This is a genomic window from Chryseobacterium sp. JK1, from assembly GCF_050632815.1.
In the GTDB taxonomy this organism is placed as follows: Bacteria; Bacteroidota; Bacteroidia; order Flavobacteriales; family Weeksellaceae; genus Chryseobacterium.
On the sequence record NZ_JBODRU010000001.1, the window covers coordinates 2,509,242 to 2,529,882 of the forward strand.

A 20,641-nucleotide genomic window follows, 5' to 3' on the forward strand; every position below is an offset into this window, starting at 1 on the left:
TCTTTTAAATTAATCATTACAGCTTCTTTGTACACATTTCCATTCGGTTCCGTTATAAAGCTTTATGCATTTGTCCTGAATATCATATACAATCATTCCTTCTTTAGGATCTGCAATAGCATCTCCGGATTGCGGTGTCTGGCTCACATGCTGAACTCTGGTAATTACAAAACCTTTTTCTTTAGATTCCATAGCGAGAAAACCATTGGGGATATTCTCCGGCCATGAATTTGTTTTCTGCTGTATGGTAATTCCGAAGTTGGTAAAGCCATCGGGTGTTCCTGTAGCTCCAGGTTTTGTACAATAATCATCAATAACATTAATAATATTAGGCGCATTCCCGCAATCAGCAATACTGTTTGATAATCCCGGCGGCCATAAAGTAGGACATGTAGCACTTGTCGCATTCGGACCACAGAAGCTTGAACCTCCAGGTCCAATACCCGTAGTTGGCCCCATCGCAATGGCTATAATCTGACTGTCATTACTGATTACGGCAGAGCCTCCACTCCCACTCACTTCTGCTTTTGCAATACAGTAAGCTCTTCCCGTAGGACTTCCTACATAATTAACAGACGGATATGTTGTAGACCGCTGGGTAAATGTTCCACATATTTCTACTACGCTATAGGTTCCCATTTCAATCACAGAAGTTGTACCGGGATAAAGACCTCCGAAAGTAGGATCATCCTGTATTACAGATCCTGTAAGGGAAAGAAATGATTTTGTTCCTAATCTGATTTTTGAATTTTGTTGAGACCCAAATGTTCCGATCGAGATGGAGCCGGTAGACACAACGCTTGCTCCATCATTTATATCGAGAAAACCCATCACCTGAATACCTGCCACATCCAACTGCCCGGACTGAACAATAAGAGTTGCTCCGTTAGGAATGGTAATTCCACTAACTGTAGAGTATCCACCGCTGATGCAATACGTATTTCCACTTGTCATTGCCTGACCTGTGTAAGGGATACACTGCGCTCCCGCTACTCCATAGAAAACAAGCATTAACAAGAAAATCATTTTCTTATCAATACTGAAGAAAAATAAATTATTCATTTGCATTTATAATATTTTAACAGATTATTGTTATTTTAATGTTAAATATTTGATTTTTCAACATCATCGACCGACTAATAAACAATTAACATACCAAACTTCCACTCAACCACATGGCAAAGTACCTGCGAACGACACATCTCTTCTATGAAAAGTTACATATATTCAATAAATATTTTTAACATTATTTAAAATTTCAATGTTATTTTTTATGCATATCATGACATTATCAAATAAAATCAATCATAAATATCAAAATACATCACTCTCATTAACAATAAAGTAAACCCACAAAACAATAATAGATCATTTCATGGCTTTACAATAGCTTTATTTTTTATTCCAACAAAGCAATAGATAATCTGAATAACAGACCTGATTATAAATTCTCATTAAAAAGCGTAAATTTGCACCATGAATAACGATACTATTTGTGCACTGGCTACCGCCAATGGAATAGGTGCTCTAGGCATTATCAGAGTTTCAGGAGATGAAGCATTACCCATAGTTCAGAAAAGTTTTCCGGCCAAAAAACTGGAAAAGCAGAAGTCACATACCATTCATTATGGATATTTTATGGATGGCGAGGAAGCTATTGACGAAGTAATGTTGTCTATTTTTCTGGCTCCGAAAAGTTTCACTACAGAAAACTCTGTAGAAATAGCCTTTCACGGTTCCCCGCATATTGGAAAACGTATTCTGGAAACGTTGATCAAAAACGGAGCAAGAATGGCTAAGGCTGGAGAATTTACTCTCCGGGCTTTCATCAACGGAAGAATTGATCTTTCCCAAGCGGAAGCAATTGCAGACGTCATTGCCTCTGAAAATGAAGCGTCAAGAAAAGTAGCCATCAATCAATTAAAAGGAGGAATCACCAATGAGATTTCTTTACTGAGAACAGATCTTCTTAATTTTGTTTCTTTGATTGAACTGGAACTGGATTTTGCAGAAGAAGATGTGGAATTTGCAGACAGAACCGCCCTGAAAGGATTGCTTGACAAAATTGAAATCAAGCTAAATTCTCTTATAGAAAGTTTCCAATATGGAAATGCTATTAAAAATGGAACCGCCGTTGCTATTATCGGGAAACCGAATGCCGGGAAATCTACTCTACTCAATGCCCTATTAAAAGAAGAAAGAGCGATCGTCAGCAATATCGCCGGAACCACAAGAGATACTATTGAAGAAGTTCTTCATATCAAAGGTCATGCATTCAGACTTATAGACACCGCCGGACTTCGTGAGACCGTAGATGAGATTGAGGCTATCGGAGTTAAAAAAGCAAAGGAAAAAGTAGAAAATGCCAACATCCTTGTATACCTGGCAGATGCTGCTACAGAAGATTTTTCTGAAGATATTGAGATGATCCAATCTTTATTGAGAGAAGATTTAAAACTTATTATCTGCGCTACAAAAATTGATGAAGTTGTTCCTACAAAATATGAAACAGTAGAAACTATTTTCAGAAATTCCATTTCTAATGATTTTGATTTCATCACAATTTCAGCAGTTGAAAATCAAAACATTCAGGATTTAAAGAATGAGCTCTCATCCTATGTTGAACATTTAAAGACTGAAGAAAATAATGTTGTAATTACCAACCAACGTCACTTTGAAGCATTACAAAAATCTTTGGAAGCCGTACATAAAGTAAAAGAAGCAATTACTTTTCAAATTTCAACAGAACTACTGGCTTATGAATTGAGAAATGCTCTGGAACACCTTGGAGAAATTTCCGGTGAAGTGACTAATGATGAAGTTCTTGGAAATATTTTTTCTAAGTTTTGTATCGGGAAATAGGAAATGAGCGGTAGCGTTAGCTCACATCACATTTGTAGCAAGTGCAATCAAAAATTCATAGCCAAAACATTCACTAAGAAACATTATTCACACCCCTATAATCAAAAGGATTATAAGAAATATATTCTATTTAAGTCCCACCAATGAAATTATTAGTGATGTAGCTATTCATCTACACATAAAACGTTTCTAACAGTACTTCAAACGAAAACGGTTTTTGAAAATATTATTATTTTATAATTACCAAAATAATCCAGCTTTTAAAAATACTTGAAGCGTCTCAAATAATATTTCATCTTGTATTGAAAGTCTTCTTTTAAAAAGAGGACTTTCTTTAATAATACATGACAGCAGGTTTAGATCAATTTTATTCTGATCGTAGTTGTACTACACTTTCAAAATTTTTCAAAGATTTTCACATGTGGTATTATCCATTTGCCTATATTTGAAAACAACACAAATCACTCTTTATCGATGAAAAAAAATCTTTCTAATTCTGAAAGGATTTCAGAGAATTATATGCCCGGAATTAACCGTGTGGTTAAGCTGGATATCGTGATTGAAGGAAAATCCATCAGCCATTTTAAACACTTCCGTTTACAGCAAAGCGCCAAAACGCATCATCATTTTAAACTGACTTTAGCCCATGATTCTTTAGATGAAGTACAGAATCATAACCTTGAAGAAGCGAGGCAGTTTTTAGGAAAACGCATTACAGGAACTTTCAAATACAAAGACTTTGAAGATGAAAGTCCTGAAAGAACTTTTGTAGGGGTTATTACACAGGTTGCATTTAGCCAAAAGCAAATGAGTCTTGGTAATATTGTTCTGGAAGGATATAGCCCAACAATTTTAATGGATTCGGCCCCGCATACCCAGAGTTTTGGAGGAAATCAATCGGTAAACACCTCTATTATTGCCGACAGAATCATCAAAGAATCATTAGGAACAAGCAAGTTTGATTTCAGAATAGAATCTCAGAATAAAGGATATATCAATTACAGTGCACAGTATTGTGAAACACATTACAATTATCTTGCAAGATTGGCAGAAGCCTATGGAGAGCAATTTTATTATGATGGATATATTTTACATTTTGGAAAACTCCCTCCCTCCGAAAAGGCTATACAACTCATCTATGGAAGTAATGTTACAGACATACAGGTAGAGTTAAAAGCTATTCACACTAAACCCGAATATTTTGGTTATAATAGCAGCAGCCATGCAAAAATGCTTGGGTCCGATAATAAGATAAAACATCTCGGAGATTTATCTCAAAAAGCATACGAATTAAATGATGGCATTTTTAAAACAAGGTCTCTTACCCCTACTCCTATCAATGCCAATATGTTTCTGGATGTGGATGACTCCCAAAAAAGTGCAAGAGGAAGTAAAGCAGTAGAAGTTTTTACGGTTTCAGGAAATACAACAGTTCCTTTTTTATATGTGGGTTGTGTGGCAGATATAGACATGAGAAATCAAGATAGTAACCAGACTTCCCATTTCACGACATTAATGATGACAGAAATAAGGCACGAAGTGGATGCCAGAGGTTATTATACAGGAAGTTTTGAAGCCATAGCTGAAGGAACAGGTTTCATGCCTAAACCTGATTTTATAATGCCAAAAGCTGAGCCACAAGTTGCCACTGTAATCTCCAACGTTGATCCTTTAAACCAAGGAAGAATACAAGTGCAATTTGACTGGCAATTAAATGACACCACCCATTTTATCAGAATGATGAGTCCTGATGCAGGGGGAACAGATGCTGTAAGCCAAAACAGAGGATTTGTAGCAGTTCCAGAAATCGGGGACCAGGTAATGGTGGATTTTGAATATCATCATCCAGACTTCCCTTTTGCCATGGGAGGAATGTTTCACGGAGGTGTAGGTTTAGGAGGTGGAATGGATAACCGGGTAAAATCTTTACAGACCAGAAGTGGGCACAGATTAGTGTTTACAGAAGACGAAAGTATTGTATTGACTGATAAAAGTGGCAATGAACTTAGGTTTGATACAGAAAGAAGTAACATCAACATTACAGCCCCTGAAACCATTACTATAAAATCAAAGAATCTGAAGTTTGATATTGAGGAAAATATTGAAACCAAAGCAGGAAAGAATATGGATACTGATGTTGGACAGAATATCAAGATTATTGCCAAGCAGGAGATCAGCCAGGACAGTGGTAAGAAGACCATCATTAATGCCGGAACCAATACTGAAATATCAGCAAAAGCACACTTAGACCTTTATGGTAAAGAAAAATTCATTGGTTATACTGATGGGCAAACAGAGTTCGGAGCAAAAGACAGAATGCATGTTTATGGAGCCAACTCATTATTGACTGCCAAAGATAAGATTGAGTACAAAGCTCCACAAATGAATAAACTTCCTCAAAATGGAAAGTTTGATTATACAAAAGAAAAGCAAATTGTAAGTGTTCAATGGATGGATGATGAAATGAATGAGAATATTAACGAAGCATATATTGGACAAAAAGTAAGTTTGTTTATACATACAAGAAATTATGAAGAAGGAGAAACTGTGCAATTGAATGTTAAAGAAATTCAAGGAAAAGAAGTTGAGGACAAAAAAAGTTCTGTACCATATTCAGGAACAGTTGATAAGAATGGGTTTGCAATTTTGAAAAAACGAATCATTATAAAGGAATATCAAAAGGAAGGATAAAAAAGGGGGTGAAAATAAATAAAAAATAATTTTATGGACGGAAGAGTTTTTTACGTAGAAATAGATGGCGTTGAGTATAAAGATGCCCTTTTAAAAATAGATATTAGCATTGATATTTTTGTAAACGAAGATGGAAAAGAAATAGGACGAGTAGCAAACAAGGGAATTAGAGATAAGAAAAGAGATAGAACAGCAAAGGAAGATATTTCAACAGACCTAGAAGTTGATTTATCTTTTGACAAAGGGCAAGCTAATGAAAATGAGGAAATCAAATTTACAATTACAGCTAAAAATCTTGGCCCGAATAAGGCAACAGGTGTATACGTTGAAAATGCATTACCTGATGGATATTCCTTTGTAAGTGCAACTCCCTCTAAAGGAACTTGGGCTAACGACGAATGGACTATTGGAGACATGGAAGTAAATAAAGATGAAACACTTGTTATGACAGCCAAAGTAGCAAGTGGAGAAAATTACGAAAGTAATGTACAGATATATTCAAATGAAGTGTATGATAGGTTTCCGACAAATAATGCGAAGAAAACAGGTAATAGGGTTTTTGTAATAAAAACAACTACAAAAACGTTTGATTCAGGCGCAAAAGGTGCAAATCTCTCGAATAAAGAAGCAAAAGAAACTGAGAAGTTTATTACAGAAAATCTTCAAAAACCTGAAATGTTTACCGCTGGTTGTCTGGCTTATAAGAATACTGTGGAAATTGTTCCAAAGGAGTCTACAAGACAAGCAATGATTAATGTTATAATAAAAGATGATGGTTCAGGTGGTACTTTTGATATAAAACCCAATAATAACAGAGAATATGGAGGAGCTATTAATAAAAAAGGAGATGTTTATAATATCAGTGAAGGAGATGTTATAGATCTTTCGAAAGCTACTTATGCTTCCGTTGGCATTACATATAATGAAGGAGATTCTATTTTTCATTCCCATCCAAGCGGTACATTGGGAGAAGAAAAAAAGAGTACTGGAACAGGGTCAAGTAGTAGTGTTATTGGATATGGAGGGGGAACAGAAACCAAAGAATATGGTCATGCTCCTTCAAATAGTTTCAAAGGTAAAAACGGGGAAGCAATGGGTGATATAGCAACGGCTGATGATTCAACAATACGTTATGTTTTTGCAAGAAAAAGTCCTCAAAAAGTATATATTTATAATAATAGTGGTGTATTAGCAACTTTACCACATCAATATTTTGTAACATTTAAAAAGTAAACTATGCGAACTTATCTATTACTAATATTTTGCACTTTATCTATTAATTTATTTTCTCAACAAAATAACAATGTTACATGGAAAGATATCCTACTTGATAGGAGTATAGAGAGTCTCCATAAAACTTTAAATGAGTCCAAAGAAGATGAAGAAAGAGAACTATTCGAGAATAATTTATTAATTCTTGACAATGGATATTTAATAGATAATAAATATTTTGATACATATACTACAAAAAAAATAAAAGAAAGAAATTTAGGTCATAACATGCTCTATAATAGCAAAGAGTTTTCTAAGATTTTCAGTTATTTAAAAGTAAATAAATTATCTTTTATAAAAGCCACAGTAAAAAATACTTATTGGAAGTCTGATCAGAAGTACTATATTTTCTTTGAAACAATGTCCGCTATTAAAACTCCGTCTGATATTACATTTAAGAATTACAATACTGCTTTGTATGTTTATAAATGGAATGATAGTTTAAATAATGGAGATTATGAGTTGGAAAAGTATGAATTATTCAACCGTTGAATTATGCCCCAATATATTACAGATACCGCTCAGCTAAAATGTGACAAAGGAGCTTCCCCAGCACCAATCACAGTAACAAGTCAATCTTTTATGAGTATTGATGGAAAGTTACAGGCTACAGAAGAGGACAAACAGCCTAATACCAATATTAAACCTTTTGGAGTGTGTAGTGTTTTAAGATCATCTTGTAATCCTGCTCCTGTAAAATGGCAAGATACTTCTGATTTTGAAATTGATGGCAAAAAGGAGCTATTAGATAGCTCTACCTGCCAGTGTTCTGTTGGGGGTACAATTTCTGTTGTACAGTTTTCTCAGAATTTTGTTGAAGAATAGATCATATCCTTTTCTAAGAATCCTGTTAAACTTTGATAAAATCAAAAAAATATGAATATTATAACTGATAGCCTAATGAGGAATCATGTATAAATCATGAGCTGTCGCGCAACTGCATTTACTTTCATTGATTTGAAATTTTATTTGTTCCAAAGAGGATAATCAATATAACCATTTTTTCCGCCTCCATATATTGTAGTCTTGTCCGGCTCACTAAGTGCAGCATTTTTTTCAAACCGTTCAAGTAGGTCTGGGTTGGCAATGTATAATCTCCCAAAGGAAATCAGCTTTGCAATCCCTTTTTCAAGTTCCGCTTCTGCCGAAGCCTTGTCATATCCTGCATTAGCAATCACTGTCTGACGAATCCTGCTGCCAAATAATTCAATCTCATTGTCAGCTCCATAATTTTCAGGAGAAGCAGAATAAGGAGTACACCTCATAAGCTCTACATAGGCAAAGTCTAACTTGTTCAGTTCTTCAATCAGATGGATATAGGTGCCGACAGAATCATTAAGTACTATATCGCCATAGGAATTGAAAGGAGATATTTTAATTCCCACCTTCTCCCCTCCTACCGCATTGATCAATTCCTGCATCACCTCCAGTACAAATCGGGCATTTTTAGAAATGCTGCCGCCATAATCATCCACCCTTTGATTAGCACTTTCTGCTAAGAACTGGTTTGGCAGATAACCATTGGCAGCGTGAAGCTGCACCCCGTCAAACCCTGCTGCTATAGCATTTTTTGCGGCCTGACCATAGTCTTTTATAGTTTGCTTGATATCAAGAATTGTCATTTCCTGAGGGATCTCGTAATCCTTTCTACCCTCCGAGGTAAAATGTTGCATTCCCCGGATAGGCAGGGGTGATGGCGCAAAAGGGAACTTACCGTTCCTGTCTATAGAATGTCCTATACGGCCAGTGTGCCAAAGCTGGGCTATGATAACACCCCCTTTATCGTGTACCGCCGCTGTAACCTTCTTCCATGCTTCTATTTGTTGATCTGTGAAAATACCCGGCGTGAGCGGACTACCGGTAGCTTCTTCACTGATCCTGATAGCTTCGGTAAACAGCAAACCTGCGTCTGCCCTTTGGGTATAGTATTCTACTGTCATATCCCCTACTAAACCATTTATATCTGTACGACCTCTGGTCATTGCTGCCATAGCCATTCTATTTTTTAGGCTGATATTACCTAACTGTATTTTTTCTAAAAGCTTCATATCATTATTCTTTTAATGTTTACTGCTAATCAACGGCTGGCAGCTAAACCTCATTTACAATTCTTATGCAGTAGCTAGACTTGTTTTTGATACATCATCTGAACTATCTGCATAAGGTTTTTTGTAAAAATTATACTTCTTTTCGTCGGGCCATACCCTGAGCGATGATGCTGGCGGCAATCAATTGCAAAGCATGGTAAAGCATGAGTGGTAACAATACAATACCGGTGATAGTACTTTGCTGAAAGAGTACTTTTGACATGATCGTGCCATGTACCAATGATTTTTTAGATCCACAAAATAATACCGTAATACGATCTTCATCTGAAAAACCCAAAAAGCGACTGATTAGTCCGACACAAAAAAATACAGCGAAAAATAAGACCATCATCCCAACAGCCAGTCCGGCAAGTTCAAGGGCGGTAAAACCTTCAAAAAGATGTTCAGAAAATGACTTACAAAACGAGGTGTAAATGATTGTGAGAATGATTGCCTGATCAAAATATTTGAGGTGTTTCTTATATTTTTCGGCAATGGCTCCAAAACGGGAATTAAGGCTGATACCGATAATAACAGGTAACAAAACCTGAAGAACCAACTTTATGACGATATCAGTGACATCAAAATCACCTGTTGCAGAAGCGATGAACAGCCCAACCCATAGCGGGGTAACCACTACTCCGATCAAACTGGAAATACTCGCATTGAAAATAGCTGCTGGAATATTACCCTTGGCAATGGAAACCATCACCACAGAGGAGGAAACTGTGGATGGTAAAGCTGCCAGAAAGAATACTCCTAACCAAAGCAACTCAAAGTTGGTGTTCACGAACAAGGGGCGAGATGCCAAAACGATCAGCGGAAAAAACAAAAAGGTTGTTAACTGGACAACAATATGCATTTTCCAGTTGGCGAGCCCGGCTTTTAGTTTCTCAACACTCAGTCGTACACCATAAAACAAGAAAATAAACGAAACACCTACATTGGCAATCTCCTCCAGTGAAACAGGTTCTTTGATCAGGCCAGGCTGTGGCAAAAAATAAGCCAGCAGAATCATAATGCCTATCAATAACAGGAAACCGTCGAAACCTGCTTTTTTTAATAATTTTAATAACTTATTCAAAGGATTCTTATTATATTTTTCCGTTGATCCAAAATCATTTATCAATTAATACATGGGAACTAAACCGCAAATTCTTTGCGTATAATCTCAGCTCCTGCACTCAAAGCACTTAACTTACCTCTTGCCACATTTCGAGACAAAGGAGCCATACCACAGTTTGTAGAAGGATAAAGATTTTCGATATCTACAAACTGAAGAGTTTTACGTAATGTATCAGCTACCTCTTCGGGGGTTTCGATCGTGTTACTTGCCACATCAATAGCTCCCACCATTACTTTTTTACCACGAACAAGTTCAATTAAATCTAAAGGCACATTTGAGTTGTGGCATTCTAACGATACGATATCGATATTAGAATTTTTAATTTTAGGGAAAATTTCTTCGTATTGACGCCATTCTGAACCCAAGGTCTTTTTCCAGTCATTATTCGCTTTTATGCCATAACCGTAACAAATATGTACAGCAGTTTCACAGGTTAAACCTTCAACGGCTCTTTCCAGCGCTGCCATTCCCCAATCGTTTACTTCATCAAAGAATACATTAAATGCAGGTTCATCAAACTGAATAATATCCACCCCTGCATCTTGAAGTTCTCTTGCTTCTTCATTGAGTAGTTTTGCAAATTCCCATGCCAGTTTTTCCCGGCTTTTGTAATGGTTATCGTACAACGTATCTACCATTGTCATGGGGCCAGGCAATGCCCATTTTATAGGTTTATCAGTCTGCTTACGCAAAAATTTAGCATCCTCAACAAAAACTGCTTTTTGACGAGTCACCTCACCTACAACTACAGGAACACTCGCATCATAACGGTCACGAATTTTTACGACTTTACGGTTTTCAAAATCTACGCCGCTTAAATGCTCGATAAAAGTGGTAACAAAATGTTGGCGTGTTTGTTCACCATCACAAACAATATCCAACCCTGCCAATTGCTGTTCCTGCAATGTGATACGTAAAGCATCCTGTTTTCCTTCCAATAACTGATCTGCTTCTAAATTCCAGGGTGACCATAATTTTTCGGGTGGTGCAAGCCAGGCAGGTTTGGGTAAACTTCCAACAATTGAGGTTGGTAATAATAATTTCTTCATTATAGAAATAGTTTTAATTTTTTGTATTATTTAAAGATCGAAATTGGCAGACCATTTTTCTAAAACATTTTTGTACGGCTTAATGAAATTCTCTTCCGTGAATTTACCTTGATTAATAGCCAGCTGGCTGCGCTCTTCACGGTTGTATACAATTTTTGTTAAAGAATGATCCTGATTTTTCAAACTAGGCTTATAGCACAGTCCTGCAATAGAATTGGCATTATAAATTTCGGGCCTGTAAATTTTTTGAAAAGTTTCCATTGTACTGATAGTACTGATTAGTTCGAGGTTGGTATAATCAGCCAGTAAATCGCCAAAGAAAAAAAACGTCAAAGGGGCAGCACTATTAGGTGGCATAAAATAACGAACCTGCAAGCCCATTTTTTTGAAGTATTGCTCTGTTAAAGAAGAACTGTTGGGCTCGTATTCAAAACCTAACACCGGATGGTGGTTTCCTGTGCGTTGGTACGTTTTATTATCCGATACGCTCAAACAGATAACAGGGAGCTTGATAAAGTTGTTTTTATAACTTTCTGAATTTACAAAATGTTTAAATATATTGCCGTGCAGTTCACCAAAATTATCAGGAATACTAAAGTGGTCTTTATCCTTGTTGTGTTCTAAAAGCAATACGCTAAAATCATAATCACGTACATATGAAGAAAAGTTATTTCCAACGATACCTTCAATATGTTTGCCTGTTTTATGATCGATAATATGCGTTTTTAAAATCTCAATCGATGGGAATGTTGCTCCATTACCATCAATATCTATATCAACAGAAACAATTTCCAATTCAACCGAATAGCGATCGTTATTGGGATTATCCCAGTTCGCCAGCGCATTAAAACGATTGTTGATCATATTAATGGTGTTGCGTAGGTTTTCCTGACGACTTTCACCTCTTGCCAGATTAGCAAAGTTGGTTGTTGTACGTGTACTGCTGGAGGGTATATAATTCTCATTGAAATAAATACTCTTTAGTGTGAACACAAAGTCATTATTGATTGTAGTATGAGTGCCTTCCATATATTTCTTTTCATTTATTTTCAAATCTTGTAACATAATTGGTTGTATTTAATGGGCAACAGTTTTTTTTATTTGCAAATTTCAAAATAAAAGATCAAATAAATTAAATAACACTTAAAATCAGTAAATTATTCTTCTTATGCTTTTATAGAAGATAATTATTCTTTTTTCGAGTATAAAAATTTAAAAAACAGAAAATTATTCTTTAGAAAATCAGATATGGTTCATTTGAAGTGGCTGAAAGTTCTTTAAAAAGAGGCTAAATTCAGCAAAAATTTATATTTCACAATATTCATGAAAGAATTAAAATACTCGAAAAATAAGGTGTGATAAGTAATTATCACTAAAGTAGTTTTGACTCGTGATATTCTGTTGTCACAAACCAGATTTAAATTGGTCTCCTAACAATTTATTAAACTATAAAAACATGAGAGACCTATCCGGTACAGCACTCAATCCAACCGAACTTCCAAAGCCTACTATGATTTCTGTTAATAATGTGATATTAGAAGTATTTGAAGCAGGAAAACAAAATGCAATGAAAACCCTCAATGGAAGACAATGAGTTGTCTGTATTTGTTTCTGCCTTTGAATTGTCTGGATTTACAGGAGCTATAAACTGGTATAGAAACCTTGATAGAAACTGGCATCTGATGGCGAACATAAAGCCAATCATTCATCAGCCAACTCTGATAATATATGGAGAACAGGATACGATTCCAAAGTCTGAAACCTGAAAAATATAGTTCCTAATCTTGACATTGTCAGTTTAGACTGTGGTCATTGGATTCAGCAGGAAAAACCGAAGGAAACCAACCGTTCAATTGTAAAATGGTTAGCACAGCAAAATGCACAATAAGAACGTATTACACTCAAAGTCAATCAGATTAGAGGCATTGGTTAAAAAAAACATCAGTCCAAACAATCTGTTTAGCTTGTTAGCTGAATATCCCTTCTTTAAGCTAGATTATCCTCGTCAGAAAACAGGAAACCAGACAAAGCGCATAGAGGAAGTAGTAGAAAGTGCGGCACCGCATCTTAAACCAAAGCATTTACGATAGAAAAGGCTTAAACAGTTTATATTGTCATTCCGATCTCATGTTTTTCACATGTCCCTTCCCTCAGCGATAGAAAAGTTCTGGCTGCTAACCCTTAGATCGCTTGGTATTGTTCCTTAATTACTGGATAATCGGTCGTTATTTGTGATTTTTTGCGTTTTTAGACTAATTTTTCTTTTTATAAAGCAGGTCCAAACTAGTTCCATCACCACCTTTTCCAAGTTGACGTTCTACAACTAATAGTTCTCCTGTAACACCATTTAACATGATTCTTATTAGTCCTCCTTTAGGATCTTCTTTGTATTTTCCTATATAAGTTATACTCCAAGTAGGAAAACTGTAACCAGGATATTCTAAATTATTATCTACTACTACCTTATCTTTTAATAAATCTAACTTTAAATCTTCTTCAATATATTTTTTTACTTGTTCCCAGGTAAATTTATAGGGTTTCCCCCAATCTTCAACTTTTATTAGCTTCCCTTTTTCATCATATTCATATCGTAACCCTTTAATAAAACCTCTATCACCAAATGTTTCAAATTTCAACCATAACTTTTTATTAGGGTGATATTCTTTGTGAATTACAAATAAAGAACCTTTAGGAGTTATATACCGTCGATACATAACACATTCATAATCAACCTCATACACTAATGAGCCGTCTTCACGTATATACTCATATCCTTCTTCAATTTTATTTTTTTTATATCTTAGAATATCCTGATCTGTAAATTCTTCATCTGTATAGGTTTGCATCGACTTATGATTTATTGAGGTTTCTATTTTAGTAAGTTCGGGTTTGTCATGAGTTCTATTATTATCTTTTTCTTTATCCTGAGAATGGCAAGAAATTATTATTAACAATAACTGTATTAAAATTATTTTTCTCATTTTTTAATAAATTTTAAAGTGTCTGTACTTTCAATTCTATATAGTGTAAAAAGTAAATCATTTTTATAAAATAATTTGCCATATTGAAAATGATCAATATAAATTATATTTCCGTCAAATGTATATTTATGATATTCAATTTTATTTTCTCTCATTATTTGAGGATTATCAGTATCCGCTTGATAGTATTGAATCTTAACTTTATTTTGATTAAAGATTAAACGGCAGGAATCGTATATCATATACCCACCGGAAGATGTTTTGGCACAAGATGAACCTACTCTGGCTTCATATAATGTTTTATCCACATTCTTGTGACAAGAAATTACACAGAAAATAACAAATGAAAAAGCTATTCTTTTCATCATTATATTTTTTTAACATTTTTATAAATAAACGGATATTGCCAATGCCATATTTGAATAACAGGTATTCCGCTTTCGATATCTGAATAATCCATAATATTATCAGTCGTTGAACGCTTAAACATGTGTTCACCACCACGGAAAGGATGCTCTAATCCCATTGCATGAAGTCCTTCATGAGCGATAGTGCTATCTGTAAAACCAGGATTATATACCACAACTGATCTTGCAGATGAAGGAATTCCAAATGCACGACCAAATAACCCACCAGCAGTTTGGGCTATAAAATAGAATTTATAAACATTATCATATTTATTTCCATATTTAGCCCTAATCTGATTATTTAGAAATATTTGAATTTTAGCTGTTGCCCCATCAGGAATCATTCCACCAGTTATATTTGCTTCTTTATTAAAAAGGGTCATCAGATTTGTTGTTTTCTTTGTAATAGGGTCAATATTACTACTGCAATCTAAAACAATTTCATTTGAAAAATTAGGATTAACCAATGCTTGTCTTAAGTATTTATCCAAGACAGCTCTTCTCCCTTTGGGATCACTTCTGACCGAGGCTCCATTGATATTTGTATGTACCTTTACAATGACACAATCAACTTTATATCTTTGTTTATTAGGGGTGACTAATAATTTTCCTGCAAGTGTCTTCTCTTCTTCTCCTTTTGCATTTTTAAAGACAGACATAATTTTAATGCTTTGATATTTATCAAAAGATTTCAAACATGTTATAGTAATTGTAGTTTTATGAATTCCTTTTGCTGTCTGAGAAAAATTTTGTTTATCAAAATTAAATAACGATAAATCATCACATTCTATTTCTAATCTTATCGGTTCTACCTCTATATCAATAGTAACATCTAATTTTGCAGAAGTATGGGTAAATCCTTTTGGCTCTTCATTTTTAGGATATAATGTAAGCCAAGGTACAAAGTAGGTAAATGTTGTTCTTCTGCCTCTACTATCTTTTCTTGTAAAAGTTCTTTGTTGGTAAGCTGTTTTTAGATTATTATAGTTCGATGAAATAAATTTATATGCATTAGATTTAGTATCACCCGGCAAAGAAGTGTCCCCCATTCTCATCCAGTCAAAGCCAAATTCTCCACTCCAATTTGATTGAGGTCTAAACTTAACGTAGCATCGACCATCCATATATATAGGAATCTTTTTATATGACTGAGCTTTATTCGTTTGGCTGTTCCCTTTTTTACCATGCATTCCCACACTACCTTTGCTGTTTACTATGGTATTGTGATCAGAATGCAAGAATAGTTTTTGAGTACCTGCAACATTAGCTTCTTTCGCCTGAATGAATAATTCATTTTCCGTATTGATAATCATTTTTGTTGCCTGAGCGTGAAATAGCTCTGACACGGTTTGCAACATAACAGGAGTATTCATCAATGTTTTCTGAAGATAGTTCATCATGGCCGTGTTCCCAACAATTGAAGTCATGTTATTAGCAACGTTAATATTAAAATTGTTATTGGCATTAATTTCAACATCCTTTGCATTCATAGTTATCTTATTGGGAGCAGTAATGTTGATATTTCCACTTCCATCCATAATATATATATTTCCACTTGGATCTTGAATGGTCACACTGCCATTGGCATCATTCATTAAAACTTTAATTCCGCTTCTCGTTTGAATAGATTTCAGATGATTGTTAAGTCCTCCTCCTAATCCAACCTTTCCATGAAACATCCCTCCCATAGCAAAAGGGAAGTCCGGGTTGTGATATTCAAAACCTACCATTACCTGATCTCCTATTTCAGGAATAGCTACAAAGCCTCTGTTTTGAATTACGGCATCTGTTCCGCCTGCATCGGGGCTCATCATTCTTATAAAATGGGTGGTATCATGTATCTGCCAATCAAATCGAACCTGTATTCTTCCCTGATTTAAAGGATCAATATTGGATATAACGGTTGCAACCTGGGGCTCGGCTTTTGGCATTACAAAATCAGGTTTAGGCATAAAACCAGTTCCTTCAGCTATCGCTTCAAAACTTCCGGTATAATATCCTCTGGCATCAACCTCGTGAGTTACCTCTGTTATCATCAAAGTTGTGAAATGAGAAATTTGGTTACTGTCAGGTTTTCTCATTGACAGATCAGCTACACATCCTATGTAAAGAAAAGGAATAGTAGTGTTTCCTGATACCGTAAAAACTTCGACAGCAGCACTTCCCCTTGCGCTTCTCTGAGAATCATCTATATCCATAAACATATTAGCATTGATGGGTGTAGGGATCAATGAACGGGTTTTGAAAATATTATTATTCAACTCATAAGCTTTTGCTGACAGGTCTCCTAAATGCTTAATCTCATTGTTAGAGCCAAGCATTTTTGCATGAGTACTACCATTATACCCAAAGTATTCAGGTTTGGTATGTATTGCCTTCAATTCTATGACAACATCGCTTATGTTACTGCCATCAACCAGCCGAAGTGGTTTTTCATGAGACTTGATTTTACCAAAATGAAGAATTTCTCCGTCATAATAAAATTGCTCTCCGTAAGCCTCTGCAATCCTCGCCAGATAATTATAGTGCGACTCACAATATTGAGAGCTGTAATTGATGTAACTCTTGTTTTGGGGTTCTATTCTGAAATCGAATCGGTTTGCTCCAAGTGTTTCTTTAATAATTCTGTCTGCAATAATGGAAGTATTCACAGGTTGACTTCCTCCAAAACTCTGAGTATGAGGAGCTGCATCCATTAGAATAGTTGGGCTATATCCTTTGAGAACAATATTTCCCAGGCTCATTTTTTCCTGACCGAATGCGATCTGTGTAATAAGCCCAACGAATGTTCTTTCAGGGCTTTCATTTTCCGAATCTTTATATTTGAAAACTACAGTCAAACGCTTTCCTAAGAATTGTTTTGCCTGTTCTAATGTGTGGTTTTGTATTTTGTCTAAAGAATCATGAGCCAGAGTGAGCTCAAAACTATGATGTTTTTTTGCACTTTGTTTTAAGCGGAAGTGTATAAAATGACTGATAGATTTCCCTTCAATCACAATATCCAGCTTCACTACACGGTTAATCCCCGCAATATGATTATCGGAAATCCTATCTGCATTTGAGATATTTTTTTTCATCGTGATTTGTGTTTGTGTCGAAATTAAGTCACCAAATTTATATAAAAATATTGGCAAAATATTTTTTTTGCAATATTTAAAAAATTGTCGTAGAGCTACGATGGATTAAGTCCAATAGATTGACTAGCTCTTAATACCACTTATACCAACGAATTAAAAAAATATAAAATCCAAACATTAATAGAGATAGACATTCACCAATATTTGTGTTACTTATCAATCATTAGCAAATCAGCAACAGTCTATATTCTCCGGCATTTTCTACAGGTGCTCTATGAACACAAGGCAGAACCTGCTGTGTGGGATGATCTACAGCCAAGCGCCAAAGATGGCCTAATTTTAAATTGATTGGCTCTGCATTGGGTTTGGGCTGATAATGAAGATCGAAGAAACAATCTTTCAAAAAATCTTCAAATTCCGATTCAGGGCCATCATGAAGTTCTTTAAGTTTTTCTCTGATTTCCGGAATTAAAATTTTCTGTTCCACCTGATCATTTGGCAAAATATCACTCGCAGCACCATAGTAAGTGCATAGAAAAGTATCTGTTCCCACAGGTGAGCGATCTACATGAAAGGAATATACATCTGTAGAGATAAAATCAAACTCTTCATCCCGATCATAAGATTTCAATAAATTAAGAGAAGGTAAAGCTCCAAAATCTGTTAACTGCTGTAAATCGTTTAATATAATTTCCCTTGCCATATGTCCTTTTTCTGACAAATCAAGGGACAAAAGGTCTTCGGGAGATATTTCTGTAATATTTTCCTTTAAGTGAAGCTTGGAAACAATTTCCTTAAAATCCCCGGCTAAACTTCTGTACCAGCAAAGAGCATTTGTACTTCCCCGAAAATCGGTATTCATCAGTTCAGAAAATGAAGAAACTATACCAATTTGACTGTTTCCGGAAAACTCATTGTCCATATTTTAGCATAAATTATTTACAAAAATAAGGAATAGATCAGAAGATGACATCGGGAAAGTATTTGTTTTTATCATTACCCCCGACATTAAATGCCAGAAACTGCAGCGTTTTTTTTGTTTCGGCATCACAGATAATACTCCTTTGTTATTTTCTGATTTTATTGAGATTCATTCACAAGGCTGAATGTTATAAAAAAACAGTACTATCCATAGAATAGCACTGTTTTATATATAAGGTTATTAGTTTTCAGTTTTGTTTTTACTTCTTAAGTATTTTTTCTGTTACTGTTGAAGATTTTGTTTTTAACTTTATATAGTAAACTCCCGTCTGAAGAGAAGATAATACTATTTGTTCCTGCGTCATACTTAAAGTTCCCTGTTTGATCAACTGTCCTGTTGCACCATAAATTTCATAAGAAACCAAAGGCTCCTTACTTCTAACAGTAAGAACGTCCTGTACAGGATTTGGATGTAACTGCATTCCTGCCTGAACCGCAGTTTCCTCTACTGACATCTGGCTGCAAGCCGATTTTGCAAATTTGGTGAAGAAAGATTGAGATTTTCCTCCGATAACGTTCACTCCCATAGTGGCAACCCCATCATTAGGATCAGTAAATAACTGATCATGAAAAAGACCTCCCAGTACATAATTTCCATCGTTGTCTACAGCAATGGCAGTAAATTCATCCTGAGAATCATAATTACTCTGAACTTCCGCAGCTCCAATAATGGCTCCCGAATCTTTATTAAGACGCACTAATAAAGGATCTGCTTTATCCCCATTCGGACGCACCATAGAATAGCTTCCCCAAATGTCATTCCAGCTTCCTTTGGCAAAGGCCAGCTCATTTCCGTTAATAGCCAGCTTTCCTTTTACAAAAGGATATCCTCCAAAACTTGTGATTCCGTCAGCAATCTTCGCCCATTGCACGCTTCCTCCAGAATTTAATTTCATAACAAAAGGGGTTTGTCCCTGATAAGAAGAGGAAGGAAAAGTATAGTTTCCAAAAGTGGGCGTTGCACCTATCATAAAATAACGTCCAGAAATGTAGATATCCGAAGATGTGGGATCTTTTATAATGGAATGAATTTCATCATCCAAAGAAATTCCTGTAATGTTGGTGGTAATTTCCTTTCTCCATAGTTCTGCTCCTGCAGTTCCGTCAAAAGCAAGCAGAAACGCCTTCTTGGTAAAAGGAATATTGTTATAGGCAAAATCTTCCAACCCTGTAGTATCTTGCATTCTGTTTCCGGCAAGATAATAACGATTTAGGGATTCATCGTACAGCAAATTCACTTTTCCTTCTGTAGCTCCCGCTCTCAATGTTCCTGTAATAGGAAGCAATACCGGCGTTGAAGGAGTCATGTTCCCATTGTCATAATTGAATTTTACAAGATAATACTGAAAGGATGATGAATAGCCGGACGGCACATTAATCAGTCCATTCAGATGAGTTCCGGCCCTGAAACCTAACACAGCATGAATATTTTTGGACGAATCCATATACATCATATGAACATCACATATTCTGCTGAGATAATTGACATCTCCCTGTAAAGGCTTGCTCCATGCCAATATACCGTTGGAGGTGTTATATTTTAATAAATAAGCCGATTTATAGCCCGGATCCGGAGTACTAAGATCCGTAAAGGTATACGGCGGAATGGTATGGGTATCATCAAAATGTATAGGAACAGCACTCGGATCATTGGTATCCGCCGCATTATAAAGCGTAGCCATTACATAGACCCCACCGTTATTATCTACCTTGATATGCCACGCATTCTCCCCATTTCCCGAACCTCCTATTGCTCTTGACCACCTTATATTTCCCTGACAGTCAGTAGAAAATAAAAACAAATCACTAAGTCCATAGTTGGTAACGGCTGCCCCGTTAAGGTTTTGTCCCTGCTCCCGCATGGTGGCCAGATAATAGGTATTATTATTGCTATCTACGGCAATATCACGTATAGATTCATCAAACGGATATGAAAATCCCGGATCGGCAGATCCTGATATCCCACCTGCCTGTTTTGACCATTGCCATTGATAAGTCTGGCTAAAAGATAATGCCGGAAATATCAGCATCAGTCCCCAGAGTTTGTTTTTCAATTGTATCATAAATATTCATTTTGTTATTACATCCTATAAAAAACAGTGCTCTCC

17 protein-coding genes are annotated in these 20,641 nt (G+C 35.6%); 7 read left to right on the forward strand and 10 right to left on the reverse strand.

Going from position 1 to position 20,641, the window contains the following annotated elements; genetic code table 11:
* Nucleotides 1-9 precede the first annotated feature (9 nt).
* Nucleotides 10-1,062, reverse strand: coding sequence for a hypothetical protein (locus ACQ76T_RS11395; RefSeq protein ID WP_431343412.1), 1,053 nt, complete (start codon nucleotides 1,060-1,062; stop codon nucleotides 10-12).
* A gap of 414 nt (nucleotides 1,063-1,476) precedes the next feature.
* Here ACQ76T_RS11395 and mnmE point away from each other — a divergent pair, with 414 nt between their 5' ends.
* The 5 genes from mnmE to ACQ76T_RS11420 all read left to right on the forward strand — a co-directional run bounded on the left by mnmE (nucleotide 1,477) and on the right by ACQ76T_RS11420 (nucleotide 7,650).
* Nucleotides 1,477-2,862 carry a tRNA uridine-5-carboxymethylaminomethyl(34) synthesis GTPase MnmE gene (gene mnmE / locus ACQ76T_RS11400; protein WP_431343413.1) on the forward strand — a complete coding sequence of 462 codons (1,386 nt, stop codon included), beginning with the start codon at nucleotides 1,477-1,479 and terminating at the stop codon, nucleotides 2,860-2,862.
* Between the two features lie 474 nt (nucleotides 2,863-3,336).
* The gene (locus ACQ76T_RS11405; protein ID WP_431343414.1) at nucleotides 3,337-5,553 is read left to right on the forward strand and encodes a type VI secretion system Vgr family protein; all 2,217 of its coding nucleotides are present in this window, start codon (nucleotides 3,337-3,339) and stop codon (nucleotides 5,551-5,553) included.
* Nucleotides 5,554-5,586: 33 nt separating this feature from the next.
* The gene (locus tag ACQ76T_RS11410; RefSeq protein WP_431343415.1) at nucleotides 5,587-6,786 is read left to right on the forward strand and encodes a DUF11 domain-containing protein; all 1,200 of its coding nucleotides are present in this window, start codon (nucleotides 5,587-5,589) and stop codon (nucleotides 6,784-6,786) included.
* Between the two features lie 3 nt (nucleotides 6,787-6,789).
* Nucleotides 6,790-7,317: a hypothetical protein gene (locus ACQ76T_RS11415; RefSeq protein ID WP_431343416.1), complete on the forward strand. Its 528-nt coding sequence runs from the start codon at nucleotides 6,790-6,792 to the stop codon at nucleotides 7,315-7,317.
* A 3-nt stretch (nucleotides 7,318-7,320) separates the two neighbouring features.
* Entirely contained in the window at nucleotides 7,321-7,650 is a 330-nt protein-coding gene (locus ACQ76T_RS11420) for a DUF4280 domain-containing protein (protein ID WP_431343417.1), read from the forward strand.
* Between the two features lie 140 nt (nucleotides 7,651-7,790).
* Here the strand turns inward: ACQ76T_RS11420 and ACQ76T_RS11425 are convergent, their stop codons facing one another.
* The 4 genes from ACQ76T_RS11425 to ACQ76T_RS11440 form a co-directional block, all read right to left on the reverse strand.
* Entirely contained in the window at nucleotides 7,791-8,873 is a 1,083-nt protein-coding gene (locus ACQ76T_RS11425; RefSeq protein ID WP_431343418.1) for an alkene reductase, read from the reverse strand.
* 130 nt (nucleotides 8,874-9,003) lie between these two features.
* Entirely contained in the window at nucleotides 9,004-9,996 is a 993-nt protein-coding gene (locus tag ACQ76T_RS11430) for a bile acid:sodium symporter family protein (RefSeq protein ID WP_431343419.1), read from the reverse strand.
* 59 nt (nucleotides 9,997-10,055) lie between these two features.
* A complete protein-coding gene (locus ACQ76T_RS11435; RefSeq protein WP_431343420.1) occupies nucleotides 10,056-11,087 on the reverse strand; it encodes a methionine synthase in 1,032 nt (343 codons plus the stop codon).
* 30 nt (nucleotides 11,088-11,117) lie between these two features.
* Complete coding sequence (locus tag ACQ76T_RS11440; RefSeq protein WP_431343421.1) at nucleotides 11,118-12,152, reverse strand: DUF1852 domain-containing protein; 1,035 nt, start codon at nucleotides 12,150-12,152, stop codon at nucleotides 11,118-11,120.
* 391 nt (nucleotides 12,153-12,543) lie between these two features.
* Between ACQ76T_RS11440 and ACQ76T_RS11445 the strand changes: the two genes are divergently transcribed.
* Together ACQ76T_RS11445 and ACQ76T_RS11450 are read left to right on the forward strand one after the other, a co-directional pair.
* Nucleotides 12,544-12,681, forward strand: a complete 138-nt coding sequence (locus ACQ76T_RS11445; RefSeq protein ID WP_431343422.1) for a hypothetical protein — start codon at nucleotides 12,544-12,546, stop codon at nucleotides 12,679-12,681.
* Entirely contained in the window at nucleotides 12,668-12,853 is a 186-nt protein-coding gene (locus ACQ76T_RS11450; protein ID WP_431343423.1) for a hypothetical protein, read from the forward strand. Before ACQ76T_RS11445 ends, ACQ76T_RS11450 begins: the two co-directional genes overlap by 14 nt.
* Nucleotides 12,854-13,339: 486 nt before the next feature.
* On the opposite strand, the gene ACQ76T_RS11455 is transcribed toward ACQ76T_RS11450, so the two are convergent.
* The 5 genes from ACQ76T_RS11455 to ACQ76T_RS11475 form a co-directional block, all read right to left on the reverse strand.
* Nucleotides 13,340-14,068: a hypothetical protein gene (locus tag ACQ76T_RS11455; RefSeq protein ID WP_431343424.1), complete on the reverse strand. Its 729-nt coding sequence runs from the start codon at nucleotides 14,066-14,068 to the stop codon at nucleotides 13,340-13,342.
* The gene (locus tag ACQ76T_RS11460) at nucleotides 14,065-14,436 is read right to left on the reverse strand and encodes a hypothetical protein (RefSeq protein ID WP_431343425.1); all 372 of its coding nucleotides are present in this window, start codon (nucleotides 14,434-14,436) and stop codon (nucleotides 14,065-14,067) included. The genes ACQ76T_RS11455 and ACQ76T_RS11460 overlap by 4 nt, the downstream gene beginning before the upstream one ends.
* A complete protein-coding gene (locus ACQ76T_RS11465) occupies nucleotides 14,436-17,552 on the reverse strand; it encodes a type VI secretion system Vgr family protein (RefSeq protein WP_431343426.1) in 3,117 nt (1,038 codons plus the stop codon). Before ACQ76T_RS11465 ends, ACQ76T_RS11460 begins: the two co-directional genes overlap by 1 nt.
* 223 nt (nucleotides 17,553-17,775) lie before the next feature.
* Nucleotides 17,776-18,474 carry a DUF1826 domain-containing protein gene (locus tag ACQ76T_RS11470; RefSeq protein WP_431343427.1) on the reverse strand — a complete coding sequence of 233 codons (699 nt, stop codon included), beginning with the start codon at nucleotides 18,472-18,474 and terminating at the stop codon, nucleotides 17,776-17,778.
* A gap of 259 nt (nucleotides 18,475-18,733) precedes the next feature.
* On the reverse strand, nucleotides 18,734-20,596 hold the full coding sequence (locus ACQ76T_RS11475) for a T9SS type A sorting domain-containing protein (protein WP_431343428.1): 1,863 nt from the start codon (nucleotides 20,594-20,596) through the stop codon (nucleotides 18,734-18,736).
* Between the last annotated feature and the right edge of the window lie 45 nt (nucleotides 20,597-20,641).